Source organism: Streptomyces sp. NPDC002306 (assembly GCF_053593435.1).
Map to the genome: position 1 here is coordinate 1 of NZ_JBSFCK010000023.1, position 23,935 is coordinate 23,935.

A 23,935-nucleotide genomic window follows, 5' to 3' on the forward strand; every position below is an offset into this window, starting at 1 on the left:
GCGTCGATGCCGATCGGGAAGACGTAGGCGAAGTCCCCGAAGCCCTTTTTGATCGCCAGCTCACGGACCGCCGCGTACGAACCGGCGAAGCCGATGCCGGCGATGATCACGGCGCCGGCCACGACCACGCCGATGAGAACGCGGTGCATCCGAGTCAGCTGCAGTGGCGCGGCCACCGTACTCCCCTCCCCTTGCGTGTTGTTGCGCGCAACAGAGTGGCACATGTGTACGTCGGGCGCGTTGCCGGTAGGCCAGGAGCCCGGTCCCGAGGGGGCCGGACTCCGTCAAAAAGGCGTAACGAGCAGGGCGTTGACCGCCAGGTGTGACAGTCAGCGCTTCTTCGACGCTGAGCGGGAAGGGGAGGCTTTCGCCGCCTTCGACGGAGACTTGGACGGGGCCTTCGACGAAGACGCGGACGACGACTTCGAGGGGGAGGGTTTCGCCGTGCCCGCGCCGGCGGTGCCGACGCCGTTCGCCGACGCCACCGCGGTCACCGCCTGCTTCGCGGCCTTCTGCGCCGCCTTCACCAGAGCCTCGGCGCTCGGGGTCTTCTCGCCGGCCAGTCCCGCGCCGTTGTAGTCGAGGGTGACGACCACGTTCTCCACCCGGGCCACGACCGTCTGCTGCCTGAAGGCGCCTTCCTTCTTCTTCAGGTCGTAGCGCACGGTGGTCGCCTCGTCGCCCGTCCCGGCCAACGGCTCCGACTTCGCGTTCTTCGCACCCGCCACCGCCTGGGCGTCCTGGATCTGCCGCCCGTAGTACGCCTGCGCCTGCTTCTCGCCCGTACCGCGCGAGGTGTCGGAGTCGAAGCGCAGCAGGGAGACGTTGAGCCAGCGGAACTGCGAACCCTTGACGCCCTTGTTCTCCAGGCTGCTCCAGGAGCAGCTGCCGCGTGACGCCGAGTCGTTCGACGTGCCCGCCTTGCCCGACTTCGCGGCCTTCGGTACGAGTTCGGTCAGGGTCTTCGACGGCAGTACCGCGCACACCTTGGGCAGCTTCTGGTACGCCGCCGCCTGGACCGTCGGCGACGCGCTCGCGCCGTCGCCGGAGTCCTGCTGCGCGCTGTCGTCGGAGCCGGCGGCGGAGTCGTAGCCGGCGTCGGAGCCGGAGTCCGAGGAACAGCCCGCGGCGACCAGGATCACGGGGACCGCCGCCGCGCCGACAAGGGCGCGGCGGAGGCGCTTGGCTCGCTGGACTCGCTGGTCGGGCTGGTCGTCTCGCTGGGCTCGTCGCTGCATGGTTCCTTCACTCATGACGCTCGTGGTTCCTGCGGTCGGGTCGGGTCCGAGGGGCCACGGTACGCGGTGAAGAAGCCGCGCGGTCGCGCTTCGTTCGCTTCGCGGACAGGTGCGGGCGGGTGCGGAAGTGGCGCTAACCGCCCAGTGAGTCGGCCAGTCGCGCGGCCAGTTTCCTGGCCCTGTCCTGCATTTCCTTGCTGTCCGGGACGACGCCGACGGTGGCGGGCTGCTCCTCGTACTCGATGGTGACGATGACGTTGGACGTGCGGAACGCCACAGTCACCGTGCGCTGTTTGGCCGTCGAACCGGAGCTGCTGAGCAGGTCGTCGACGAAGGCCTCGTCGCCGAGGTCGTCGAGAGTGCGGGGCTGGAGGTCGGAGGGGGCGGTGGAGGAGGAAGAGGAGGAGGAAGGGGACGGGTTCTGGCCTCCCGGGGCGCCCGAGGCGGACGGCGAGGAGGACGGCGAGGAGGAAGGTGACGGCGATGAGGACGACGAGGGCGACGTCGGTGTGCCGCTCGGGTCGGTCGACGCCGATCCGGCCTCGGTCGGGGTGACGGCGGTCGGCTCGGGGAGGTCGGCCGCCTCCACGCGCGTGGCGAAGAGCCGCTCGGCCTGGTTGTCGTCGCTCACCGCGTTGTCGTACGACACCACGCGCTCGAAGTCGACGAGGAGGTGGTCGGTGGCGTCCGCCGAGTCCACCTTCCAACGGCAGCCGACCTTGCGGTCGGTGTCGTACGTCAGGGTCGCCTCGCCCCGGTAGGCGGTGTCCCGCTGTTCCTGGTCGGTGATCTGCGCGAGCCCGGGGAGCAGGGCGTCGAGGGTGTCGTCGCCGACCACGCCGCAGGGCTCCGGGAGCGTGCGGTACCTGCCGGGCTGGGCCGCGGCCGTCGCCGTACCGGGCTGGCCGGGGTTGGAGTTGTCCGTGGTGTCGCCCTCGCCTGAGCCAGCGGTGCAGCCGGCCAGCAGCACCGCGATGAGTGCGGTGACGCCGGTTACGTACGCCTTCCGCTGCACGGTGAGGCTCCTTTCGACGGTGTGTCCCGGCGGGCGCCGGTGTGGGTGTCCGCCCAGGAAACGATCCTGGGGCCGCCAGTGTCCCCGCTGGTTATTCGCTTGCCGCACGGGGGCGCTCCCTGGAGACAATGTGTATCGCACGCACTGCCGTGGACGCCGGTCCGTTGTCCCATTCATCGACCTTGGCGCCGGTTTTGCGATTCAAGGCTTTTATCTTTTTCGTGGGGGAATGAGGACGATATGTCGTACGTGGAGCTGCCGGGGGCGAAGGTGCCCATCCGGATGTGGACCGATCCCGCGACGATCGAGGACGTGGCGCTGCGCCAGCTCCAGAACGTCGCGACCCTGCCGTGGATCAAGGGTCTGGCCGTGATGCCGGACGTGCACTACGGAAAGGGCGCGACCGTCGGGTCGGTCATCGCGATGGCGGGTGCGGTCTGCCCGGCCGCGGTGGGGGTCGACATCGGCTGCGGCATGTCGGCGGTGAGGACCTCGCTGACGGCGAACGACCTGCCCGGGGATCTGTCGCGGCTGCGCTCGAAGATCGAGCAGGCCATTCCGGTCGGGCGGGGCATGCATGACGACCCCGTGGACCCGGGCGGCTTCCACGGGCTGGCGACGGCGGGGTGGGACGACTTCTGGGGGCGGTTCGACGGGATCGCGGACGCGGTGAAGTTCCGCCAGGAGCGCGCCACCAAGCAGATGGGAACGCTCGGATCCGGAAACCACTTCGTCGAAGTCTGCACGGACACGACGGGTTCCGTCTGGCTGATGCTTCACTCCGGCTCCCGGAACATCGGCAAGGAACTGGCCGAGTTCCACATCGGCGTGGCCCAGAAGCTCTCGCACAACCAGGGGCTGGTCGACCGTGACCTCGCCGTCTTCATCGCGGACACCCCGCAGATGGCGGCGTACCGCAACGACCTGTTCTGGGCGCAGGAGTACGCGAAGCACAACCGCACGCTCATGATGGCGCTCCTGAAGGACGTGATCCGCAAGGAGTTCAAGAAGGCGAAGCCGACCTTCGAGCCGGAGATCAGCGCGCACCACAACTACGTGGCCGAGGAGCGCTACGACGGCATGGACCTGCTCGTGACCCGCAAGGGCGCGATCCGGGCCGGCTCCGGCGAGTTCGGGATCATCCCGGGCTCGATGGGCACGGGTTCGTACATCGTGAAGGGCCTCGGCAACGAGAAGGCCTTCAACTCGGCGTCGCACGGCGCCGGTCGGCGGATGAGCCGCAACGCGGCGAAGCGGCGCTTCTCGACGAAGGACCTGGAGGAGCAGACGCGGGGCGTGGAGTGCCGTAAGGACTCCGGTGTCGTGGACGAGATCCCGGGGGCCTACAAGTCGATCGACCAGGTCATCGACCAGCAGCGCGACCTCGTGGAGGTCGTGGCGAAGCTGAAGCAGGTCGTCTGCGTGAAGGGCTGAGACGCCCGCGTCGGCGTCGCGCGGGGTCGGTGCCGCACAGGTGCGGGGCCCGGGTGGTGTGTGCCGCCCGGGCCCCGCGCATGCGGGACGAGCGGCTTCTCCGGTTTCTCCCCGGGTGCCGGCCGAAGCGCTTCTCCGGGTGTCAGCCGAGGCGCTTCTCCAGCAGGGTCACCGCGTACGGGCTGCCCGATCCGCCGTCCTTCGCCCGTTGCTCGCCGACCACCGTGTAGCCCGCGGACTCGTAGTACGCGCGCAGCCGGGGGTTGGAAGCGAGGCAGTCCAGGCGGGCGTAGGGGCGGCCGGTGGCGGCGATGCGGGATTCCGCCTGGGCCAGCATGGCGCGGCCGGTGCCCGGCGGGGCCGTGTGCGGGGTGGTCATGAGGCGGTGGATGTAGCCCGCCTCCGGGGGACGGGGGCCCCAGGCCGCCGGGTCGTCCCACCAGAGTTCCCAGGCGCCGTGGAGATGGTCGCCGGTGTACGCCAGCCAGACCTCGCCCTCGCGCATCCGGGTGCGGAAGTGGGTCTCGTCCTTCTCGCCGGGCTGCCACTGGGCGATCCCGCGGGCCAGCTGCCAGAGGGCGGCCGTGTCGCGCAGGCGGACCAGGGCGGGGGCGTCGGCGGCGGTCGCCCGGCGGTAGGCGGGGGCCGGCCAGGTGGTGGGCACCGGCTCCAGCAGGTGGGCGCGCAGGGTGGCGGAGAGGGCTTCCGCATCCAGCCCCAGGGCCTGGCTCACGTAGGCGTTCGTCGAGCCGTGGCGGGCGTTCAGGGAGGCCAGGAACAGACGCATCACCGACTCGGGGGCGCGGGCGAAGCCCGGCCAGGCGGGGGTGCGGCCCCCGTTGCGGGTCCGCCAGTCGGCCAGGAGGGAGCGGGTGGCCAGTTCCGTGAGGCTGAAGTCCTCGATGATCACCTGGTCCGGGACCCCCAGCAGGGAGAGGACCAGGGCGGCGAGCTGGCCGGTGCGGTCCTTGCCCGAGGCGCAGTGGAAGACCAGGGGGGCGTCCGACCGCGCCGACTCCGCGATCAGTTCCAGTGCGGCACGCAGCTCCTTCGTGCCGTCCTGCGCGACCTCCATGAACCGTTCGGCCAAGTAGGGGCCGGGGTCGATGTCCGGGGTCAGGGCCGCCTGGTCGTAGGGGCGGTGCTCGATGCCGAGGTGGTGGTAGGCGAAGGAGGGGTGGGCCGGGACGCGGCCCCGGCTCTCGATCTCCCAGGGGTGGCGCAGGTCCACCACCGTGCGGACGCCCAGGGCGAGGAAGCGGGACCAGTCCTGCGTGCCCGGTGTCAGCTTGCCGAGGGAGTCCGAGCGGAACAGGCGTCGCGGGCGGACCCGGCGGCCGTCGCCGGCCGGGTAGCCGCCCAGGTCGCGGAAGTTGTGCAGGGCCTCGAAGGGCAGGTGTCTGTCCACGGACACCGACCCTAGGCCAGAGCCGCGGGGACCGGGTCCGGCGCGGTCCCCGATCCCCGCTCCGGGCGGCGGGAACCGGAGCCGGGCCCGGGCTGTCTTGCGAGGTAGGTCCGACCTACCAGTACGGGGGATTTTCGATGAGACGTGAGCGCATACGCGCGGCCGCGGGAGCCGCGGCCCTGGTCCTGGCCGCGGGGGCCGTTCTCGCGGGCTGTTCGCAGAGCTACAACGACGAGCGGGGCAAGGGCGACGCCCCGGTGCGGGGCAAGGCGGGCGACGACACCCCGGCCGAGGTCTTCAACATGCCCGACGGCTTCGGGAACCTCGCCACCAAGTGCGTGGGGCACGGCTTTCGCGCCTACGTCACGACGAACGCCACCGGGCCGTCGAACGTGCAGATCGTGGAGGACGAGTCGTGCGCCTCCTGAGGCGGGCCCACGGGCGCGGCCTCGCGGTCGGCTGCGGTGCGCTGCTGCTCGTCTCCCTGCTCGGTGGCTGCTCCAGGCAGCACTACCAGGAGCGGGGCAAGGCCGACGCCCCGGTGGCGGGCGGGGCCGGCGAGGACAGCCCGGCCGAGGTGTACAACTTCCCGGACGGCTTCGGGAACCTCGCCACCAAGTGCGTCGGGGACGGCAGGCGCGGGTACGCCACCACGCGGTTCGTCCAGCCGGAGGACGAGGACGATGTCGTGATCATCCCGGCGAACGCGGTGATCGTCGACGACCCCGAGTGCGCGGTGCCCTGAGACTCACTTCGCGTGCCGCACCGCGTAGATCATCACGAAGGCGATGACGTGGATGCCGAAGAGGAAGTAGGCCAGGAAGATCCAGACCTGGCGTTCGTCCTTGGTCTCCTGGGCGAGGCGGCGCTTCTCGGCGCCGCGGGCGGGGTCGTCGGGGAGCCCTTCGGAGTCCGCCATCAGGCGTCCCGGTGGACCTTCGTGTTGGACGCCTGGGCGCGCGGGCGGACGACCAGGAGGTCGATGTTGACGTGGGCCGGGCGGGTCACCGCCCAGGTGATCGTGTCCGCCACGTCGTCGGCCGTCAGCGGGTCGGCGACGCCCGCGTAGACCTTCGCCGCCCGCTCCGTGTCGCCGCCGAAGCGGGTCAGCGCGAACTCGTCGGTCTTGACCATGCCGGGTGCGATCTCGATGACGCGGACCGGCCGCCCGACGATCTCCAGGCGCAGGGTCTCGGCGAGGACGTGGGCGCCGTGCTTGGCGGCGACATAGCCCGCGCCGCCCTCGTACGTGCCGTGGGCCGCCGTGGAGGAGACGACCACGATCGTGCCGTCGCCGCTCGCGTCGAGCTTGGGCAGCAGGGCCTGGGTGAGGTTCAGCGTGCCCAGGACGTTCGTCTCGTACATCGTGCGCCACTGCGTGGGGTCGCCGGTCGCGACCGGGTCGGCGCCGAGTGCGCCGCCCGCGTTGTTGACCAGGACGCCGATGGTCTTGAAGGCGCTCGCGAACTCGTCGACGGCCGCGCGGTCGGTGACGTCGAGCGGGTACGCCGTGGCCGAGTGGCCGGCCTCGGTGAGCTCCTCCGCGAGGGCCTCGATGCGGTCCTTGCGGCGGGCGGTCAGGACGACGCGGTAGCCGGCCGCGGCGAGCTGCCGGGCCGTGGCGGCGCCGATTCCGCTGCTCGCACCGGTGACGACGGCGATGCGGGAGGCGGCGGAGGGTGCGGCGGTGGCCATGGGACTGCTCCTCGTGCGTGCGGGCGGGGTGTACCGGGTGCGGACGTTCCGGTCGTGCGGGCGTCTCGCGTGCGCGGACGTCTCGCGAGCGCCGGGCGTCCACGTCGAGCGGGGCTTTCCGGTGTGCGCGCGGTCCGTGGCCGCAAGCGATCGTTTTCTGACCAGGGTAGGCGACCGGGGTCGGTCGTACGGGTGGCGCTCTCCCCGGGCGCGGGGGTCGGCCTCCGGTCAGCCGCCGTTTCTCGGGGCCCACATGATCACGGCCATCCCGGCGAGGCAGATCAGCGCGCCCGCGAGGTCCCAGCGGTCCGGGCGGAAGCCGTCCGCGACCACGCCCCACAGGATCGAGCCGGCGACGAAGATCCCGCCGTACGCGGCGAGGATGCGGCCGAAGTGGGCGTCGGGCTGGAGGGTGGCGACGAAGCCGTACGCGCCGAGGGCGAGGACACCGCCGGTGATCCACAGCCAGCCGCGGTGCTCGCGCAGCCCCTGCCAGACCAGCCAGGCGCCGCCGATCTCGAAGAGCGCGGCGACGGCGAACAGGGCGGCGGAGCGGACGATCGGCATGGGAGCAGCCTCGCACGGCCCTCGGACGGCTCCGGTGTCACCTGATGGAGGGCGCCTGCCGTCGGCTCCGCGTGGGATACATCCATGCGACATCCATGCGACGGCGGTGGAGCGAGGAGTGGTGGCGGCATGCGGGTTACGGACGGGACGCCGAGGGCACACAGGGCACGCGGGACGCGGGGGTTCGCGGTGTGGGGTGCGGCGCTGGCCGTCGTCGGCGGGGCGGCGCCGTTCGCCGGTGCCGCGGGCGTGCCGGAGGCCGATCTGGCGTATCACGGCGCGGCGACCATGAGCGGCGGCCGGGTCGAGGTCCGGCTGACCCCGCGCAACCACGGACCGTCCGCCGTGCCGGACGCGAGCGTGCTGTTGCGCTGGTCGAAGCCGCTCGCGGACGGGCAGCAGCTGCCGCAGGCGTGTGTGCGTACGGCGGCGCGGGACGTGGTGTGCCGGACGGGCGCGCTGGCCGCGGACGGGCTGGGCGACCAGATCGTCGTGGTGCTGCGGCTGCGGGACCGGCCGGACGAGGTGACGCTGGAGATCGACACGGCGTGGGGCGGCGGCGCGGTGGACGGCAACCGGGCGAACGACAAGCAGCGGGTGTTGGTTCTGGACACGGGGGACTCGTACTACTTCTGACCGCGTCCGGCCGTGGCGAGCACTGCGCGCCGTACGATCCCTGCACGGCGCAGACGAAGAGGAGCGGGGCATGTCCGGGTCCGAGAACGAGCGGTCGCGGCTGCTGGACGAGCTGTCATCCGTCTCCCGCCGCTACATGGCCTCCTACGCCCTGTTCAACCAGGCCGTCGCCGACCACATCGGCCTGCACCCCACCGACCTCCAGTGTCTGAACCTGCTCACACTGGAGGGCGGTCCGGTGACCACGGGCCGGATCGCGGAGCTGACGGGCCTGACGACCGGGTCGGCGACCCGGCTGGTGGACCGCCTGGAGAAGGCGGGCTACGTCGTCCGGGAGCGGGACGCGGCCGACCGGCGGCGGGTGCTCGTGGCGACCGTGCCGGAGAAGATCGCCGAGTTCGGGCGGATGTGGGACCGGCTGGGCGGCGGCTGGACCGCCCTCTTCGACGGTCTGGACGACACCGAACTCGCCCTGATCATCGGGCACATGCGCCGGACGGTGGACTTCAGCGGGGAGCAGGTCGCCCGGTTGCGGGAGGGGCGCGTCTAGAGGCCGGGTGCCCGATGGGCGCAGATCGGGACTGGCGTCGATCGGGCTTGGGTCTGAGCGGGCGGGCCCTGAGTGGATGGGCCCGCCCGGACTCCATGGTGTGGGGAACGTGTGGCTGCGCCGGTCAGCGCACCCTGATGCGCAGGGTCGGGGACGCCGCCGCGCCGATCCGCGTGGTGGCGCTCTTGAACAGGCGGTAGCTGTACGAGCCACGCGCCGCGGGCTTCACCGAGAGCGAGACGGCGCCCGTGGAGCTCTGCCGGGCGGAGCCGACGGTCACCCAAGCGGTGCCGTTCCAGCGCTGGAGCGACACCCGGGTGCCCGTCTCGGCCGGTACGGCCTTCCCGGTGACCTTCACCGTGCTTCCGAGCCGGATCGAGGCGGTCGAAGCCTTGGCCGTGACCACGGCGTTCACCTGGACGAAGCGGCTCGCCGACGCGGCGGAGCGCAGTTGTGCCGCCGTGTCGGTGCCGGTCCTCCCCGCGTACGCCAGCCGGAAATGACCCCGGCCGGTCGGCTTCACCGAGGCCGACACGGTGCCGGAGGTGCCGGTGGTGCGGTTGGCGACCGTCTTCCAGGTGGTGGTGCCCGCGGCCTGGAACTGCAGGGCGACCGTCTGGCCGGCCACGACACCGCCGGCGCGGCCGAGCGTGCCGCTGACCGTGACCGCCGTGCCGTAGGCCACCGTGGACTTGGAGACGCTCATGGTGAGCGTGGTGGCCACCGAAGGCAGCGGGGAGTAGATCTCCGTCGGGGCGACGGCGTCGCTCTCCGTGCTGCCGGTCTCGGCGACCGTCACGGCGGCACCGCCGGCCGCCGGCACCGCCTTGACCGCGGCGCCGGAGGCGAAGTACAGCCTGGAGCTGTCGTAGGACCACGCGGGGTCGGTGGCGAGGGCCCCGGCCGTGCCGGTGACCGCCGTGGCTGTTCCTCCCGCGACCGGAACCTTCCACAGTCCGCCCGGGGCGGCGAAGGCGATGGTGCCGCCGTCGGGGGACACCGCGGGCCGGGAGGCGCCTCCGGTGCCGGCCAGCACCTTCCGGGCGCCGTTCACCAGGTCGACGCGCACCAGCCGGCTCGGAGTGACCGACAGGTCGGTGGCGATCAGCGCCTTGCCGTCCGGGGTGAAGGCCGGATCGTCCGCCTTGGCACCGCCGTCGACCGCGGTGAGCGTGCCGGTCGCGAGATCCAGGGACTTGAGAGTGCGGGCCGGGTCGTCGCCGGTCGCACCACGGGAGAAGACCAGGCGTTTCCCGTCGGGGGAGAACACCGGGGCGCGGTCGGAGATCCAGGCGTCGGACTGCAGAAGCGCCGCGGGAGTGGGGAGGGACCCGCCGGTGGTCAGATCGCCCAGTGCGATGGAGCTGTAGTCCTCGCCGCCGACGGTGAACCCGCCTTCGCCGAAGACGCCCGCGTACCGGTTCCCGGTGGCCGAGACCGCCAGGTCCCGCAGGTAGGGAGCAGGGTCGCCGAACTTGTGGGTCATTCCCGAGGGCGTGATCGAGGTGCGGTCGAGCACGCCCCTGACGTCGTCCCCGGCCCAGACGAGCTCCCGGGTGGGCACTGTGGCGGCAACCGGCAGCGACATCGGCGCGCCCCACGGGCCGGACACCTCGAAGGTGGCCTTGTCCCCGGGCGTCAACCCCGTGACGACCGCCCTGAACGTGCGAAGGCCGTCGGTGGTGGCGACCAGGGTCCGGGTCGAGCCCTGAACCCGGTAGACGCGCCAGGAGCCGGAGCTGTTGTACGTCCAGCCGCTCGGGTACTGGTCCGGCGCGCTCCAGGTGACCACGGCCGACCGGCTCTGCCCGTAGGCGTAGACATGCACGGGCTGCCCGGTCAGCTGCTTGGCGGTGCCCGTCGCCTGCATCGCCAGCGAGGAGGTCTTCCCGGTGGGGTCGGTGTTGCCGTCCGGCAGCAGCACGGCCGCGAAATCGCCGGTGTCGTACTCCAGCGGGGCGAAGGTGACCGAGACGGAGCAGCTCTGTCCCGGGGCGAGGGTCCGGCCGCTGCACGTGTCCTCGCCCAGAGACCAGGACGGGTGCCCGCGCCGTACCTCGGCGACCAGCGACGCCTTTCCGAAGACGGTGGGCTCGACGCCGTACGCGGTGACCGGGAAGGTGATCCGGTCGCTCGAGTTGACCACCGTGGTCACGCCACCGGCGCCGGGCGAAGCCGCCATGTGCCACGGCACGGTGCTGTGGTAGCGGACGATGCCGCGGGTGGCCGGTGTCCTGCCCTCGCACCGCACCGAGAAGTCGGCGGCGAAGGCCAGCGGAGTGCCGTCCTCGGCCCACTCGGCCTGCCGCACGTTCATGCTGCCGGTGATGATGTTGCAGCCCCGCCCGGCCCCGTCGACGTCGAGCGCGACCGAGTCGACACCCGGCGTCGTGTCGTCGCCGAACCGTGAGGTGGGGTGGGTGCCGACCGACAGGCCGGGGTGTACCGACACGGTCCAGTCCTGCGAACCGGCGGTCCCGGAGAAGTACGCCACCCGGCCGGTGTAGGCGCCCGACATCATGGATGTCCAGCCGGACACCGCGTCGCCCTCGGCCAGGAAGGACGCGGGTCCCAGGTAACCGGTGTGCCCGGTGTCGTCCACGTCTCCCTGAAGGCCCACCACATCCGGGACCTGCTTCGGGGCGTCGGCGACCGCCGGCGCCGTTCCCCCGGCCGTCAGAATCGCCGCCAAGGCCGCGCCGCCGAGCGCCTGCCACAGCGTGGCGCGTCTTCTACCTGATCTCATCCCTGCCCCGCCCCTCTGGGATCACCGCTGTGATCAGGGCGATTCTGCACCTGCCCCTCGCCGGGCCGTGCTCCAGGGGGTGTTCGAACGCCGGGTCGCGGCCGAAGGGGCGGGGTCATGGCGGCGGGGCGGAATACCTGGTGACCCGGACTCGTTGGAGGGGTATAGTTGAACAGTAAACAACTTGGAGGTTGAGCGACCATGCAGTTCGGAATCTTCAGCGTCGGCGATGTCACCGCTGACCCCACCACGGGCCGTACGCCGACCGAGCGTGAGCGGATCAAGGCCATGGTCGCCATCGCGCTGAAGGCCGAGGAGGTCGGGCTCGACGTCTTCGCGACCGGCGAGCACCACAACCCGCCCTTCGTGCCCTCGTCCCCGACCACCATGCTCGGGTACATAGCGGCGCGCACCGAGAAGCTGGTTCTCTCCACCTCCACGACGCTCATCACCACCAACGACCCGGTGAAGATCGCCGAGGACTTCGCGATGCTCCAGCACCTGGCCGACGGCCGGATGGACCTCATGATGGGCCGCGGCAACACCGGGCCGGTCTACCCCTGGTTCGGGCAGGACATCCGCGAGGGCATCAACCTGGCCATCGAGAACTACGCCCTGCTGCGCCGGCTGTGGCGCGAGGACGTGGTGAACTGGGAGGGCAAGTTCCGCACGCCGCTCCAGGGCTTCACCTCGACTCCCCGGCCGATGGACGACGTACCGCCGTTCGTCTGGCACGGCTCGATCCGCTCGCCCGAGATCGCGGAGCAGGCCGCCTTCTACGGCGACGGCTTCTTCCACAACAACATCTTCTGGCCGGCCGACCACACCAAGCGGATGGTCGAGTTCTACCGGACCCGGTACGCGCACTACGGCCACGGCACGGCCGAGCAGGCGATCGTCGGCCTCGGCGGCCAGGTGTTCATGCGGAAGAACTCGCAGGACGCCGTGCGCGAGTTCCGCCCCTACTTCAATGTCGCGCCCGTCTACGGGCACGGTCCGTCGATGGAGGAGATGACGGACCAGACCCCGCTGACCGTCGGCTCCCCGCAGCAGGTCATCGAGAAGACGCTGTCCTTCCGTGAGTACGCCGGTGACTACCAGCGCCAGCTGTTCCTGATGGACCACGCCGGACTGCCCCTGAAGACCGTGCTGGAGCAGATCGACCTGCTCGGCGAGGAGGTCGTGCCGGTGCTGCGCAAGGAGTTCGCGGCCAGGCGCCCGGCGGGTGTGCCGGACGCGCCGACCCACCAGTCGCTGCTCGCGGCCAAGGACGCCCCGAAGGCCGACGACGCACAGGGTTCCCAGGAAGGGGTGAGCGTCGCATGAAGCTCGTCGTCGTCTCCGCGGGACTGAGCGTCCCGTCCTCCACCCGGCTGCTCGCCGACCGGCTGGCCGCCGCCGTGGGCCAGCAGGCCCCGGCGGACGTCCAAGTGATCGAGCTGCGCGACCTCGCCGTGGAGATCGCGCACAACTTCACCAACGGCTTCCCCGGGCGGGAGCTGTCCGCCGCGTTCGACGCCGTGACGGCGGCCGACGGGCTGATCGTCGTCACACCGGTGTTCTCGGCGTCGTACAGCGGACTGTTCAAGTCGTTCTTCGACGTGCTCGGCGCGCACGACAAGGACGCGCTGGCCGGCACGCCGGTGCTGGTCGCCGCCACCGGTGGCACCGCCCGGCACTCGCTGGTCCTGGACCACGCCCTGCGCCCGCTCTTCGCCTATCTGCGGGCCGTGGTCGTCCCCACCGGCGTGTACGCCGCCTCGGAGGACTGGGGCGCGGAGGGTCTGCCCGAGCGCGTCGAGCGGGCGGCGGGGGAGCTGGCCGCGCTGATGCGGGGGCTGTCGGCGGCCAAGCCCGCCAAGGACGACCTCGACGTGGTGCCGTTCGCGGAGCGGCTCGCCGCGCTGCGGCCCACGGGCTGAGGGAACGGACGTACGGGCCCGCGGGTTGCGGCGCGCGGGCTTGGGCTAACGGGCTGCGAGGGGCCGGCGGCCGGAGTGGGTGAGGGCACGGCGGGCGGCCGGTTCCGGGGTGCGTCCGGGAGGGTGAGAGGCCAGTAAGAAGGGTGCTCCGGGCGAGATCATCAGGTCGTAGGATCCCGGAACCTTGGCAGACTGGGTGCGTGCCCCAGACTGTGCTCCTCGCCGAAGACGACCGCGCCATCCGTCACGCCCTGGAGCGTGCCCTGGCCCTGGAGGGCTACCGGGTCACCGCCGTCGCCGACGGTGTCGAGGCGCTGGCGCACGCCCACCGCACCCCGCCGGACGTGCTCGTTCTCGACGTGATGATGCCCGGCATCGACGGCCTCCAGGTCTGCCGGGTCCTGCGCGCCGAGGGCGACCGCACCCCGATCCTCATGCTGACCGCGCTGGTGGAGACCGCCGACCGGATCGCGGGCCTGGACGCCGGCGCGGACGACTACGTCGTCAAGCCGTTCGACGTCGAGGAGGTCTTCGCCCGGCTGCGCGCCCTGCTGCGCCGCACCAGCCCGAACGAGTCCGACACCGCCGCCGGCACCCCGGGCGGGACGGCACCCGAGCCGTCGCCGCAGACGCCGGCGCCCCCCGCGCCCGGCTCCGCGCAGGACTCCCCGGCCGGCTCGGCGGCCGGGCCGGTGCCGTCCGAGCGGCACATCACGGCGGCGGGGCTGCGCATGGACCCGCAGGCCAGAAGGGCCTGGCGCGGCGCACGCGAGCTGGAGCTGACCCGCACCGAGTTCGAGCTGCTGGAACTGCTGGTGCGCAACGCGGGCATCGTCCTCGACCACTCCACCATCTACGACCGCATCTGGGGCTACGACTTCGGACCCGGTTCCAAGAACCTCGCCGTCTACGTCGGCTACCTGCGCCGCAAGCTCGACGAGCCCGGCGCGCCGCAGCTGATCCACACGGTGCGCGGCGTGGGTTACGTGCTGCGGGAGGACTGAGTGGGCCGCCTGCGGCGGCTGCTGACCAGACGCCGGCCGGGACTGCTCTCGCTGCGCACCACCCTCGCGGTGTCGTTCGCCGCGGTGACCGCGGTCGTCACCGTCCTCGTCGGCATCCTGTCGTACGGCTCCGCCGCCCGCCTCGTGCGCGTCGACCAGCAGACCGTGTTCGACGAGGTCGTGCAGGACCTGCGCGACGAGGTCGGCCAGCACCGGATGACGCCCGACGACTTCTCCTCCTCCGCGCCCGGCCACGACGTCGTACGGCCCGCCCGTACGGACGTGCAGGTGCTCGGCCCGGACGGCGCGGTCGTCGACAGCGGCAGCCCGGGGCTGCCGGTCACCGCGGCCGACCGGCTGATCGCCGCGGCCGCCACCGCCGGGCGGATCACCCAGCACGAGGACGTCGACGTCGGCAACGACGTCTACCGCATCGTGACCGTCGCCCTCGGCGGCGGCCGGGGCGCGGTGCAGGTGGCGCAGGAGTTCAGCGACACCGAGGACCTGCTGCGGGCGCTCCAGCAGCGCACGCTGGCGCTGATGGCGGCCGTCGTCACCGCCGCGGGACTCTTCGGCTGGTGGCTGGCCCGGCGCGTGACCCGCCGGCTGGTCGTGCTCACCTCGGCCGCCGAGGACGTCGCCCGCACCCGCAGCCTCGGTGTGCAGGTGCCGGTGACCGGCTACGACGAGGTGGGCCGCCTCGGCCGCGCCTTCGACCGCATGCTGGGCCGGCTCGCCCAGTCGGAGGAGGACCAGCGGCGGCTGGTCCAGGACGCGGGGCACGAACTGCGCACGCCGCTCACCTCGCTGCGTACGAACATCTCGCTGCTGCGGCGGATCGACGAACTCCCGCCCGCCACCCGGGAGGACCTGGTCGCCGACCTCACCCAGGAGGCGCGCGAACTGACCGATCTGGTCAACGAGCTCGTCGACCTCGCCGCCGGCCAGTCCGACGCCGAACCGGCGCAGCGCGTCGACCTCGCCGACATCGCCGAGGACGTCGTCGGTCTCGCCCGCCGCCGTACCGGCCGGGAGGTCGTACTGCGCGCGTGCGGTGACACCACGGCCCACGGCCGGCCGGGGCTGCTCCAGCGGGCGGTGTCCAACCTCGTGGAGAACGCCACCAAGTTCGACCGTGACGGCACCTCGCCCATCGAGATCCTCGTCGCGGGCCCGGCGCGCCCGGGCACGGTCCGGGTGGAGGTCCTCGACCGGGGGCCCGGTATCGCCGACGCCGACCTGATGCGTATCTTCGACCGCTTCTACCGCGCCGCCGACGCCCGCGCGCTGCCCGGCTCCGGCCTCGGCCTGTCCATCGTGCGGGAGGTGGCCCTGGCGCACGGGGGCGCGCCGTTCGCCTTCCGGCGGGAGGGGGGCGGGTCGGTGATCGGCTTCACGGTGGGCGGGGGGCCGGTGACGGAGGAGGGGCGGGGGCGGGGGAGCGGGGGCTGATGGCGTGCCCCGAGGCTGACGGTAGACGACTGACGACTGACGACTGACGACTGACGACCGGGCCCGGGGACCGGGGCAGAACTTGATGTTCTTATGGGTTTTCTGCGGTATGTCAGGCCGTCATGAGCGCCCGTCCGGGCCGTTATCTTCGGTCCGGACATCCGACGTTCGGAGCTGGCGTGCAGAAGACAGTTGAACCGGCCGAGGAGGTGGAGGCGGCCGTCGCGGCCTCCGTGGAGACCGACGGGAGGGACGACGGCCACGCCCGTGGCCGGCCCTGGCCCCGCTCCTGGCCGTTCCTCCTGCTGGGAGCGGCCGTCCTGCCCGGTACGGCGCTGTTCGTCGCCGGCCGGTGGATGGACGCGCCGGCCGTGCAGGCGTGGCGGACCGTGTGCCTCGCCGTCACCGTCCAGGCCCTGCCCTTCCTGCTGCTCGGCACCGCCCTGTCCGGCGCGATCAACGCCTTCGTACCGGCGCGGGTGTTCACCCGGGTACTGCCCCGGCGGCCCGTGCTGGCCGTCCCGGTCGCCAGTATCGCCGGGGCCGTCCTGCCGGGGTGCGAGTGCGCGTCCGTGCCCGTCGCGAACAGCCTGATCGGCCGGGGTGTCCCTCCGGCCGCCGCCTTCGCGTTCCTGCTGTCGGCGCCCGCCGTCAACCCGGTCGTGCTGACCGCCACGGCCATCGCCTTCCCCGGCAGCCCCGCGATGGTGCTGGCCCGGCTGCTCGCCTCGCTCGGCACCGCCGCCGTCATGGGCTGGCTGTGGCTCCTGCTGGGCCGCGAGAAGTGGCTCAAGCCGGCCGTACGGCACACCGGTCACCGGCCCGGGCACAGTCGGCTGACCGAGTTCCGGCTCGGCTTCCAGCACGACTTCCTGCACGCGGGCGGCTTCCTGGTGCTCGGGGCCATGGCGGCGGCCACCTTCAACGTGACGGTGCCGCGTTCCCTGCTCGACACGTTCTCCGGCTCGCCCTGGCTGTCGGTGCTGTTCCTTGCCGGGCTCGCCGTGCTGCTCGCGGTGTGCTCCGAGGCGGACGCGTTCGTCGCGGCCTCCCTCACTGGCTTCTCGCCCGTGGCCCGGCTGGCCTTCATGGTGGTCGGACCCATGGTCGACCTGAAACTGATCGCCCTTCAGGCGGGCACGTTCGGGCGGGCCTTCGCGGTCCGCTTCTCCGCCGCCACGACCGTCGTCGCCATCCTGGCCAGCGCGCTGATCGGTGGGTTCCTGCTGTGAAACGCCCTCTCCAGATCGTCCTGCTCGTCCTCAGCGGCCTCGGCCTGCTCCACGCCTCGCTCTTCACGGACCTGTGCCTGAGATACGTCCGCGAGGGGATGCGGCCGATGCTGATCGCGTCCGGCGTGCTGCTGCTCGTCCTGGGGGTGGCGGAGGCGGGGTCGCGGCGGGGGGTGGCGGACGGGGATCAGGGCCGCGACAGCCAGGAGGGCGGTGAGGGTGAGGAGCATGGTGACGTTCACGGGAACGGACACGGGGACCCGCATGGCGGTGGCCACGACCACGGTGGTGGCCACGGGCATGATCACTCCTCCGTGCCCCGGGTCGCCTGGCTGCTGTTCCTCCCCGCGCTGAGCCTGCTGTTCTTCGCGCCGCCCGCCCTCGGCGCGTACACCGCCTCCCGCGAGGCCCCCAAGGCCGTCACGGAGCAACGGCACTTCGACCCGCTGCCCGCGGCCTCGCCGGTCCCGCTGACCCTGACCGACTTCACCCGCCGGGTGCAGCAGGACCGGGAGCAGGCCATCAAGGGGCGCAGTGTCCAGATGACCGGCTTCGTCGCGCCCGACCGTGAGGGGGGCGGCTGGTACCTGGCCCGCATCATCTTCACCTGCTGCGCGGCGGACGCCCAGTCCGTGAAGGTACGGATCTACGGCACCCCCGCGCTGCCCGCCGACACCTGGGTGTCCGTCACCGGAACCTGGCACGGGGGCGGGACGCTGGGCACGAAGTCCGCCCCGGCCGCGCTGGACGCCCGTACCGTCGAGGAGATCGCGAAGCCGCTGAACGCCTACTCGGACGCCCTCCCCCTCGTCCCGTCCTGACGGGTGCGGTGTGGGGGCGGCCCCGGGTGAGCAGACATCTGTTCGGGGCGGCGGGCGGCGCCGCCCCGAACGAGGGTGCCGGGGGCGGCGGGTGTCGCTCCCGGACCGGGGAGACGGAGGCGGGCGGATGCCGAGCGACGAGGAGGCGGCCGCGCTGGCGGCGATCGACGAGGCGGCCGTGGGCCGGACGCTGCTGGAGCTGATCGCGATCCCCAGTGTGACCGGAAGCTCCGCCGAGTCGGAGATCCAGCACCACCTGGCCCGGCGCCTGGAGCACCTCGGGCTGGACGTCGACCTGTGGTCCATGGACCTGCCCGCGCTGCTCGCGGACCCCGCCTTCCCCGGCACGGAGGCTCCGCGCGACGAGGCGTGGGGTCTGGTGGGGCGCACGGCGGACGGTGCCGACGGTGACGCCGGGCCGACGCTGATACTCCAGGGCCACGTCGACGTCGTACCGCCGGGTGACGCCGCCGCCTGGGACGGCGACCCGTTCGTGCCGAGGGTGAGCGGAGACATGGTGCACGGGCGCGGGGCGTGCGACATGAAGGCCGGACTCGCCGCGCACCTCGCCGCGCTGGCGGCGATACGGGCGGCCGGGGTGCGGCTGCGCGGCCGGGTCGCCGTGCACTTCGTGGTCGGGGAGGAGGACGGCGGCATCGGTGCCTTCGGGACCCTGCGCCGCGGCCACCGCGGTGACGCCTGTGTCATCACCGAGCCGACGGACGGCACCGTCGTCACCGCCAACGCCGGTGCGCTGACCTTCCGGATCGCCGTACCCGGCAGGGCCGCCCACGCCAGTTCGCGGGACGCCGGGGTGAGCGCGATCGACGCGTATCTGCCGCTGCACCAGGCACTGGCCCGGCTGGAGGCCGCCCGTAACGAGGACGTCTCCCCGCTGATGGCGGAGTACCCGATTCCGTACGCCCTGTCCGTCGGCACCCTGCGCGCGGGCGACTGGGCCAGCAGCGTGCCCGACCTGCTGGTGGCCGAGGGCCGGCTCGGGGTCCGGCTCGGTGAGGACGTCGCGGCGGCCCGGGCCGAGCTGGAGCGATGTGTGGCCGAGGCGTGCGCCGGGGACGCGTGGCTGCGGGAGCATCCGGCGACCGTGACCTGGCCGGGCGGCCAGTTCGCCAGTGGGCGGCTGACGGAGGGGCATCCGCTGAGCGAGGTGGTGCGGGACGCCTGTGCCGAGGTGGGTGGCGGCACGCGGCCCCGGGAGCGCGGGGCGCCGTACGGCAGTGATCTACGGCTCTACGCGGCGGCCGGGATCCCGACGCTGCAGTTCGGGCCGGGGGATGTGCGGGTGGCGCACAGCGCGCGGGAGCACGTGTCCCTCCGGGAGGTGGTGGGGGTGGCGCGGGCTCTCGTGCTGACCGTGCTGCGGACGGTCGGGTGAGGTGAGCCGGACGGCGACGCGGGTCGGTCCGTGGCCGCGGCGAGAACACCCAGGGGCTGTCGGCCTCGGCCCCGCGTCCCGCCCCCTCGCCTCACACCCCGATCGCGCCGTCGATCCGCTCGCGCAGGAGGTCGGCGTGGCCGTTGTGGCGGGCGTACTCCTCGACCATGTGGATCAGTACCCAGCGCAACGACACCGGCCCGCGCCACGCGTCGTGGCCCTGGACGTCGAGGTCGGCCGCCTCGCTCACGAACCCCTCGGCGAAGGCGACTTCGTCGCGCCACGCCCGCCAGGAGGCCGCGGCCACCGCCGGGTCGGACACGGCCCCGTCGAAGTCCCCGTCGGGCTCGGCCGGGGACGAGAACAGCGCGGGCGCGTCCTGACCGGCCAGCACCCTCCTGAACCAGCGCCGTTCGACATCGGCGAGATGCCGGACGAGCCCGAGCAGCGACAGCGTGGAGGGCGGCACGGGCCGCAGCCCCAACTCCGGCCCCAGCCCTGAGCACTTCAGCTCCAGCGTGGCACGCTGGGCGGCCAGGACGTCGACGAGCAGCCGCCGCTCACCGGCGGTGGCGGGACCGGCGAAGCGGCCGGCGCTGCCGGCACCGGGAAACAGATCGCCCCTTCTGACGGGGCCGGCCGTGGAGGCCATGTTCACACCGCCGCTCGTTGCGGAACCGGCCGGTCCAGGTGCACGACGACGGTGGTGTAGAAGCGGTGCACGGCGTCGTCGACGCTGCGGATGAACCCGGACTCGGCGTTGCCCCGGCTGTTTCCCATGCCCTTGGAGAGAGTCAGACGGAAGCCCGTGATCTGGGCGCCGTTGTTCTTGGGGACCAGGTCCGCGGGTTCGGGGCGCAGCCTTTCCAGGGTGCCTCGCGGTCCTCCGGCCTCGCCCGTGACGAGGGTTTCGACGTGGAGGTCCGCCGGTGCGTCGGCCAGGCGCCGGACCAGACGCTTGGCCTGGGACAGCGGGTAGCTCAGCTCGGGCGCCGGAATCTCGATGGAGGTGCGCAGCTTGCCCGTGCCCAGGTCCGCGCTGATGCCGAGGACACCGGGTGTGTCCTCGATGCGCAGCTCGGCCTGGAGCCGGCCGTCGGCGCAGAGCCGATCGGCGAGCTCGCCGCGGCGCGCCTCCGGGTCCGCGCCCCGCTTGGCACGCTGGACGGGCAGCACCTTCTGACCGAGTTCGCCGCCGAGCCTGAGGCAGACCTGACGGATGAGCCGCTCCCAGCTCTCGACGACCTCCAGGGCGCGCGGGTCTCCCTGGCAGAGGGTCTCGTCGTCGATGCCGTTGCGCACGGGAACCCACGCGGGGCCCATGTTCTGGAAGCCGTGACAGCCGGAGTTCTCATGCTGCAAGTAGTGCAGCAGCTCCTGGAGCAGCCAGGCGTGAGCCGGGTTGCCGACCCCTTCGTGGCGGATCAACATCTGTGCCTGGTAGGTGACTTCGGCCCACGACAGGTGCCAGAGGGCCACCTTGTGCTTGCGCCGGCCGTCGACCTTGACGTCGACGAGCGGACTGCCTTCCAGCGCCACGTCGTTCGAGAGCGTGACCACCGCCTCGTAGCCGCGCCGCGCGGCGATGTCCATGTACGCCTGTACCTGTTCGGCCCTCAGCGGGTTGCCGTTGGTCTTGGTCTCCACCAGCGCGGTCCACAACTTGCCGGCCCGCTCGATGCGGAGCACTCCGTCAGGGCGTCGCGGTGTGTCCCCGTGCGGCAGCGTGACCTCGGTGAACGTCTCCGTGCGGCCGGCCGGAGCGCCGAACGCGGCGGTGAGGCGCCGGCCGAACTCCGGGACCTGCGCCATCACCGACAGCAGCACGGACGTGGCGCGCATCTCACGGTCCCGGTCGCTCTTGAGCGCCGAGACGGGGAAGAGCCTGGCCACCTTCCAGGAATCGTTCTCCGCGAGGGACTTCCTGGCCACCTTGGGCAGAGTGACCTTCTTCTTGGCGGTACGAGGCCGGGTGGCCGGCTTCTCCGGTGCGGCCTCGACGGGGGCCGCGCCCACGGCCTCGTCGGCGGGACGGCGGGGTGCGGGGAGGGCCTCCAGCGAGGGCTGGGGTCGCGGCTCGTGGCCCGGGACCGGGAGCGCCGTATCAGCGGGAGCGTCGTCGTGACCGTCGTCGTCGCCGTCCTGCGGTTCGGCCACGGCCGCCGAGTCGTCGATGTCGACGCCGAAGTCCGTCGCCAGACCGGCCAGTCCGCTGTCGTAGCCCTGCCCGACCGCGCGGAACTTCCACTCCGCGGCCCGCCGGTACAGCTCGCCGAAGATGATCGCGCTCACCGAGTCGGCGTCGTCGATGGCGAAGTGAAGGAGGCTTTCGCCGGCGCCGTCCGCGAGCGACAGCCGCAGAGCCTCCAGTTCGCCGAAGACGGCTCCGTTGTACCGACTGGCGGCCACCACGATCCGGTCGACGGCGGGCGGCACCGCGGCCAGGTCGAAGCTGATCCGGTCCTCGCTCCCGTCCGCGGTGGGCGTCTTGCCCAGCAGCTGGACGCTGCCGTCGGCGGCGACCGGATGGTTGTAGAAGCAGAAGTCGGCGTCGCTGCCCACCTTGCCGTTCGCGTCCAGCAACAGCACGGACACGTCCGCGTCGCCTTCACCGGTCGGGCTCACCCAACCCAGGCTGACGATCACCGAACCGGCGTTCTCGCTCAGGTCCGTCAGCGTGACGTTCGAGCCCTTGACCATCTCGTGCACAAAACCCCCCGGACAACACGATCCGGGCGGGACACATCACCCCCCGGCTCCCCAGCGGACAGCACGGTGTGACGTGCCGCACACGGGGCACTGTAGTGCTCGGGTGGCCTGGCTGTACGGGGCATGCGAAAGCGGTCGACGGGCGGGCATTTCGGCGGTACGGGCGCGGTGAGCGCCGCGCGCAGGCCGAAGACGGGAGGCCGCCTCGACCGCCCGCCCTCGTCGTAGGCTGACCCCGCGTGTGACGGGTGGCAGGCTCGTGGGACGCGCGGAGGGTCGTGTCACGGGCGGGAGGGCGGGGTGGCCGAGATGGCGGTGGTCGAGATGACGTTGGCCGAGGTGCTCGCCGAGCTGGCCGGGCTCGACGATCCGAAGGCGCGTGCGGTGAACGAGAGGCACGGTGACGACCACGGCGTGCACCTCGGCAAGCTGCGTGCGCTCGCCAAGCGGCTCAAGACCCAGCAGGAACTCGCGGGCCGGCTCTGGGCGACGGACGACACCGCCGCGCGACTGCTGGCGATCCTGGTCTGCCGGCCGAAGGCGTTCACGCGGGACGAGCTGGACGCCATGGTGCGTGCGGCGCGCGCACCCAAGGTGCACGACTGGCTCGTGAACTACGTGGTGAAGAAGAGCCCGCACGCCGAAGCGCTGCGGACGGCCTGGATCGACGACCCGGATCCGGCGGTGGCGAGTGCCGGCTGGGCGCTGACCACCGAACGCGTGGCGAAGAAGCCCGAGGGTCTTGATCTCACGGGACTGCTCGACGTCGTCGAGGCGGAGATGAGGGACGCCCCCCAGCGGCTGCAGTGGGCGATGAACCACTGCCTGGCTCAGATCGGGATCGAGCACGCCGGGCACCGCGCCCGTGCGATCGCCATCGGTGAGCGCCTGGAGGTGCTCAAGGACTACCCGACCTCTCCAGGCTGTACGTCCCCGTTCGCGCCCGTGTGGATCGACGAGATGGTGCGCCGACAGCGCGACAACACGGTGGCCTGACCGGCGGAACCCCGCTCAGGCTCACGATCCCGCCGCGGAGGCGGACCGACTCCTGATCAGGCCGCGCTTCTCGCGCTTCAGGGGCGAGGCCCGCGGACCCCGCCCGCTGTCGGAGAACTCCGGGTCAGGGCCACACCAGGCAGTACGGCTGATGCCCCGCCTCGTGCAGGCGGTGCGAGAAGTCCTGCCATTCGTGCAGCAGCTGGTACACGTTGAACGCGTCCCGAGGACCGCCGCGGTCCGGGACCGTCGACCAGATGAAGGCCGCCGCGCCCACCGCTTCCTCGCCTATGTCACGCAAGGGGTCGACCACCGTCATCGGGAGCTTCACGACCGCGTAGTCGGGGTGCAGGACGACCAGTTCCAGGGGCGGGACCCGGTTGAGGGGGACGCCCTCGATGCCGGTGAGGACCATGGCCGCCATGGTCTCCGGCTTGATCTTGGTGAACATGCCGTTCATGCCGAGTTCGTCGCCGCCGAGCTCCTCGGGGCGCATCGAGATCGGGACACGGGCCGCGGTCGCGCCGTCCGGCGCGCCGAAGTATTTGTAGGTCACCCCCACCCGACCACCCATCTTGCTCCCCGCCCGGAGCCGGCCGACCTCTTGGTCGCGCGGGTCGGACTCCCTCGGTACACCATAAGCCTGATGCGCTTCTGCCGATTCCTCCACGTCGCGCCGGTGCTTTCCCCGCCGGGCACGTCGAGGACCCAGGTCGTCAGTCCCCTCGCCCAGTCCGCCACCGCGATGCATATCTCCACCCGACTGCTTTTCTAGGACGCGTGGCCCCCGCCGCGCAACCCGATCATCGTGTCAGTGACCTCCCCCACGGTCGCCCGCCGAAACGTGCGCCGAAACACCTGTCCGCGGGATCTTCGCAGCCTCGGGGAGGCCCGAGGAGGCGTGAGAGCAAGCCTCTGGGCAAGCCTTTGTATTCCCGGGGTCGTACGGGCCCGGGAGGCTCAGTGTTCAGGTGCCAGTTTCGCAGACGGCGGCGGAGCGGCCACCGGTTCGCCGGGGTCCGGCCCCCCTCGCGGGCGGCCCCGGTGCGGGGGCGCCGTGCTGCTCCCTGCCCTTTCCCGCCGCTGGCCTACCCTGAGGAGGTCACCCAGCAAG

At 72.2% G+C, this 23,935-nt stretch carries 24 protein-coding genes; 13 read left to right on the forward strand and 11 right to left on the reverse strand.

The window, feature by feature from the left end; translation table 11 throughout:
• The 3 genes from ACWCQK_RS30890 to ACWCQK_RS30900 form a co-directional block, all read right to left on the reverse strand.
• Positions 1–176: DUF2637 domain-containing protein (locus ACWCQK_RS30890; protein ID WP_451160718.1), on the reverse strand; the 176-nt coding region annotated here is incomplete at its 3' end.
• A 153-nt stretch (positions 177–329) separates the two neighbouring features.
• Positions 330–1,253, reverse strand: coding sequence for a DUF3558 domain-containing protein (locus ACWCQK_RS30895; protein WP_451160545.1), 924 nt, complete (start codon positions 1,251–1,253; stop codon positions 330–332).
• 118 nt (positions 1,254–1,371) lie between these two features.
• Complete coding sequence (locus ACWCQK_RS30900; RefSeq protein ID WP_451160546.1) at positions 1,372–2,253, reverse strand: DUF3558 domain-containing protein; 882 nt, start codon at positions 2,251–2,253, stop codon at positions 1,372–1,374.
• Between the two features lie 240 nt (positions 2,254–2,493).
• Between ACWCQK_RS30900 and ACWCQK_RS30905 the strand changes: the two genes are divergently transcribed.
• Positions 2,494–3,687 carry an RtcB family protein gene (locus ACWCQK_RS30905; protein WP_451160548.1) on the forward strand — a complete coding sequence of 398 codons (1,194 nt, stop codon included), beginning with the start codon at positions 2,494–2,496 and terminating at the stop codon, positions 3,685–3,687.
• A 142-nt stretch (positions 3,688–3,829) separates the two neighbouring features.
• Here ACWCQK_RS30905 and ACWCQK_RS30910 read toward each other — a convergent pair whose 3' ends face one another.
• Positions 3,830–5,095: a GNAT family N-acetyltransferase gene (locus ACWCQK_RS30910; RefSeq protein WP_451160550.1), complete on the reverse strand. Its 1,266-nt coding sequence runs from the start codon at positions 5,093–5,095 to the stop codon at positions 3,830–3,832.
• Positions 5,096–5,232: 137 nt separating this feature from the next.
• Here ACWCQK_RS30910 and ACWCQK_RS30915 point away from each other — a divergent pair, with 137 nt between their 5' ends.
• Both ACWCQK_RS30915 and ACWCQK_RS30920 read left to right on the forward strand, forming a co-directional pair.
• On the forward strand, positions 5,233–5,523 hold the full coding sequence (locus tag ACWCQK_RS30915) for a hypothetical protein (RefSeq protein WP_451160552.1): 291 nt from the start codon (positions 5,233–5,235) through the stop codon (positions 5,521–5,523).
• Positions 5,511–5,840 carry a hypothetical protein gene (locus tag ACWCQK_RS30920; RefSeq protein WP_451160554.1) on the forward strand — a complete coding sequence of 110 codons (330 nt, stop codon included), beginning with the start codon at positions 5,511–5,513 and terminating at the stop codon, positions 5,838–5,840. The genes ACWCQK_RS30915 and ACWCQK_RS30920 overlap by 13 nt, the downstream gene beginning before the upstream one ends.
• A 3-nt stretch (positions 5,841–5,843) precedes the next feature.
• On the opposite strand, the gene ACWCQK_RS30925 is transcribed toward ACWCQK_RS30920, so the two are convergent.
• The 3 genes from ACWCQK_RS30925 to ACWCQK_RS30935 all read right to left on the reverse strand — a co-directional run bounded on the left by ACWCQK_RS30925 (position 5,844) and on the right by ACWCQK_RS30935 (position 7,357).
• On the reverse strand, positions 5,844–6,014 hold the full coding sequence (locus tag ACWCQK_RS30925) for a hypothetical protein (protein WP_451160556.1): 171 nt from the start codon (positions 6,012–6,014) through the stop codon (positions 5,844–5,846).
• On the reverse strand, positions 6,014–6,790 hold the full coding sequence (locus ACWCQK_RS30930; protein ID WP_451160558.1) for an SDR family NAD(P)-dependent oxidoreductase: 777 nt from the start codon (positions 6,788–6,790) through the stop codon (positions 6,014–6,016). Before ACWCQK_RS30930 ends, ACWCQK_RS30925 begins: the two co-directional genes overlap by 1 nt.
• A gap of 228 nt (positions 6,791–7,018) precedes the next feature.
• Entirely contained in the window at positions 7,019–7,357 is a 339-nt protein-coding gene (locus ACWCQK_RS30935; protein ID WP_451160560.1) for a YnfA family protein, read from the reverse strand.
• Between the two features lie 129 nt (positions 7,358–7,486).
• Between ACWCQK_RS30935 and ACWCQK_RS30940 the strand changes: the two genes are divergently transcribed.
• Together ACWCQK_RS30940 and ACWCQK_RS30945 are read left to right on the forward strand one after the other, a co-directional pair.
• Positions 7,487–7,993 carry a hypothetical protein gene (locus tag ACWCQK_RS30940; RefSeq protein ID WP_451160562.1) on the forward strand — a complete coding sequence of 169 codons (507 nt, stop codon included), beginning with the start codon at positions 7,487–7,489 and terminating at the stop codon, positions 7,991–7,993.
• 70 nt (positions 7,994–8,063) lie between these two features.
• Positions 8,064–8,543 carry a MarR family winged helix-turn-helix transcriptional regulator gene (locus ACWCQK_RS30945; RefSeq protein WP_451160564.1) on the forward strand — a complete coding sequence of 160 codons (480 nt, stop codon included), beginning with the start codon at positions 8,064–8,066 and terminating at the stop codon, positions 8,541–8,543.
• A gap of 124 nt (positions 8,544–8,667) precedes the next feature.
• On the opposite strand, the gene ACWCQK_RS30950 is transcribed toward ACWCQK_RS30945, so the two are convergent.
• A complete protein-coding gene (locus ACWCQK_RS30950; RefSeq protein WP_451160566.1) occupies positions 8,668–11,289 on the reverse strand; it encodes a TolB family protein in 2,622 nt (873 codons plus the stop codon).
• A 201-nt stretch (positions 11,290–11,490) separates the two neighbouring features.
• On the opposite strand from ACWCQK_RS30950, the gene ACWCQK_RS30955 reads away from it, so the two are divergent.
• The 7 genes from ACWCQK_RS30955 (at position 11,491) to ACWCQK_RS30985 (ending at position 19,116) form a co-directional block, all read left to right on the forward strand.
• On the forward strand, positions 11,491–12,615 hold the full coding sequence (locus ACWCQK_RS30955; RefSeq protein ID WP_451160568.1) for an LLM class flavin-dependent oxidoreductase: 1,125 nt from the start codon (positions 11,491–11,493) through the stop codon (positions 12,613–12,615).
• A complete protein-coding gene (locus tag ACWCQK_RS30960) occupies positions 12,612–13,211 on the forward strand; it encodes an FMN reductase (RefSeq protein WP_451160570.1) in 600 nt (199 codons plus the stop codon). The genes ACWCQK_RS30955 and ACWCQK_RS30960 overlap by 4 nt, the downstream gene beginning before the upstream one ends.
• Before the next feature lie 200 nt (positions 13,212–13,411).
• Positions 13,412–14,215 (forward strand): response regulator, encoded by an 804-nt coding sequence (locus tag ACWCQK_RS30965; RefSeq protein WP_451160572.1) that lies wholly within the window; start codon positions 13,412–13,414, stop codon positions 14,213–14,215.
• Positions 14,216–15,667 carry an ATP-binding protein gene (locus tag ACWCQK_RS30970; protein WP_451160574.1) on the forward strand — a complete coding sequence of 484 codons (1,452 nt, stop codon included), beginning with the start codon at positions 14,216–14,218 and terminating at the stop codon, positions 15,665–15,667. It begins immediately after the preceding gene.
• Positions 15,668–15,846: 179 nt separating this feature from the next.
• Positions 15,847–16,899, forward strand: coding sequence for a permease (locus tag ACWCQK_RS30975; protein ID WP_451160576.1), 1,053 nt, complete (start codon positions 15,847–15,849; stop codon positions 16,897–16,899).
• On the forward strand, positions 16,896–17,720 hold the full coding sequence (locus ACWCQK_RS30980) for a TIGR03943 family putative permease subunit (protein WP_451160578.1): 825 nt from the start codon (positions 16,896–16,898) through the stop codon (positions 17,718–17,720). Before ACWCQK_RS30975 ends, ACWCQK_RS30980 begins: the two co-directional genes overlap by 4 nt.
• 127 nt (positions 17,721–17,847) lie before the next feature.
• Positions 17,848–19,116: an ArgE/DapE family deacylase gene (locus ACWCQK_RS30985; RefSeq protein WP_451160580.1), complete on the forward strand. Its 1,269-nt coding sequence runs from the start codon at positions 17,848–17,850 to the stop codon at positions 19,114–19,116.
• A gap of 91 nt (positions 19,117–19,207) precedes the next feature.
• Here ACWCQK_RS30985 and ACWCQK_RS30990 read toward each other — a convergent pair whose 3' ends face one another.
• Both ACWCQK_RS30990 and ACWCQK_RS30995 read right to left on the reverse strand, forming a co-directional pair.
• The gene (locus ACWCQK_RS30990) at positions 19,208–19,768 is read right to left on the reverse strand and encodes a DinB family protein (RefSeq protein WP_451160582.1); all 561 of its coding nucleotides are present in this window, start codon (positions 19,766–19,768) and stop codon (positions 19,208–19,210) included.
• Between the two features lie 2 nt (positions 19,769–19,770).
• Positions 19,771–21,816: a TerD family protein gene (locus ACWCQK_RS30995; protein ID WP_451160720.1), complete on the reverse strand. Its 2,046-nt coding sequence runs from the start codon at positions 21,814–21,816 to the stop codon at positions 19,771–19,773.
• A 318-nt stretch (positions 21,817–22,134) separates the two neighbouring features.
• Between ACWCQK_RS30995 and ACWCQK_RS31000 the strand changes: the two genes are divergently transcribed.
• On the forward strand, positions 22,135–22,821 hold the full coding sequence (locus tag ACWCQK_RS31000) for a DNA alkylation repair protein (RefSeq protein WP_451160721.1): 687 nt from the start codon (positions 22,135–22,137) through the stop codon (positions 22,819–22,821).
• Between the two features lie 124 nt (positions 22,822–22,945).
• Here the strand turns inward: ACWCQK_RS31000 and ACWCQK_RS31005 are convergent, their stop codons facing one another.
• Positions 22,946–23,572 carry a hypothetical protein gene (locus ACWCQK_RS31005; RefSeq protein WP_451160584.1) on the reverse strand — a complete coding sequence of 209 codons (627 nt, stop codon included), beginning with the start codon at positions 23,570–23,572 and terminating at the stop codon, positions 22,946–22,948.
• Between the last annotated feature and the right edge of the window lie 363 nt (positions 23,573–23,935).

Bases quoted from the DNA above. Each gene is read 5' to 3' on its own strand.
- ACWCQK_RS30895 (WP_451160545.1), bottom strand. From the start codon at position 1,253: ATGAGTGAAGGAACCATGCAGCGACGAGCCCAGCGAGACGACCAGCCC.
- ACWCQK_RS30905 (WP_451160548.1), top strand. From the start codon at position 2,494: ATGTCGTACGTGGAGCTGCCGGGGGCGAAGGTGCCCATCCGGATGTGG.
- ACWCQK_RS30915 (WP_451160552.1), top strand. From the start codon at position 5,233: ATGAGACGTGAGCGCATACGCGCGGCCGCGGGAGCCGCGGCCCTGGTC.
- ACWCQK_RS30925 (WP_451160556.1), bottom strand. From the start codon at position 6,014: ATGGCGGACTCCGAAGGGCTCCCCGACGACCCCGCCCGCGGCGCCGAG.
- ACWCQK_RS30930 (WP_451160558.1), bottom strand. From the start codon at position 6,790: ATGGCCACCGCCGCACCCTCCGCCGCCTCCCGCATCGCCGTCGTCACC.
- ACWCQK_RS30935 (WP_451160560.1), bottom strand. From the start codon at position 7,357: ATGCCGATCGTCCGCTCCGCCGCCCTGTTCGCCGTCGCCGCGCTCTTC.
- ACWCQK_RS30940 (WP_451160562.1), top strand. From the start codon at position 7,487: ATGCGGGTTACGGACGGGACGCCGAGGGCACACAGGGCACGCGGGACG.
- ACWCQK_RS30945 (WP_451160564.1), top strand. From the start codon at position 8,064: ATGTCCGGGTCCGAGAACGAGCGGTCGCGGCTGCTGGACGAGCTGTCA.
- ACWCQK_RS30950 (WP_451160566.1), bottom strand. From the start codon at position 11,289: ATGAGATCAGGTAGAAGACGCGCCACGCTGTGGCAGGCGCTCGGCGGC.
- ACWCQK_RS30955 (WP_451160568.1), top strand. From the start codon at position 11,491: ATGCAGTTCGGAATCTTCAGCGTCGGCGATGTCACCGCTGACCCCACC.
- ACWCQK_RS30960 (WP_451160570.1), top strand. From the start codon at position 12,612: ATGAAGCTCGTCGTCGTCTCCGCGGGACTGAGCGTCCCGTCCTCCACC.
- ACWCQK_RS30985 (WP_451160580.1), top strand. From the start codon at position 17,848: ATGCCGAGCGACGAGGAGGCGGCCGCGCTGGCGGCGATCGACGAGGCG.
- ACWCQK_RS30990 (WP_451160582.1), bottom strand. From the start codon at position 19,768: ATGGCCTCCACGGCCGGCCCCGTCAGAAGGGGCGATCTGTTTCCCGGT.
- ACWCQK_RS30995 (WP_451160720.1), bottom strand. From the start codon at position 21,816: ATGGTCAAGGGCTCGAACGTCACGCTGACGGACCTGAGCGAGAACGCC.
- ACWCQK_RS31000 (WP_451160721.1), top strand. From the start codon at position 22,135: ATGGCGGTGGTCGAGATGACGTTGGCCGAGGTGCTCGCCGAGCTGGCC.
- ACWCQK_RS31005 (WP_451160584.1), bottom strand. From the start codon at position 23,572: ATGCATCGCGGTGGCGGACTGGGCGAGGGGACTGACGACCTGGGTCCT.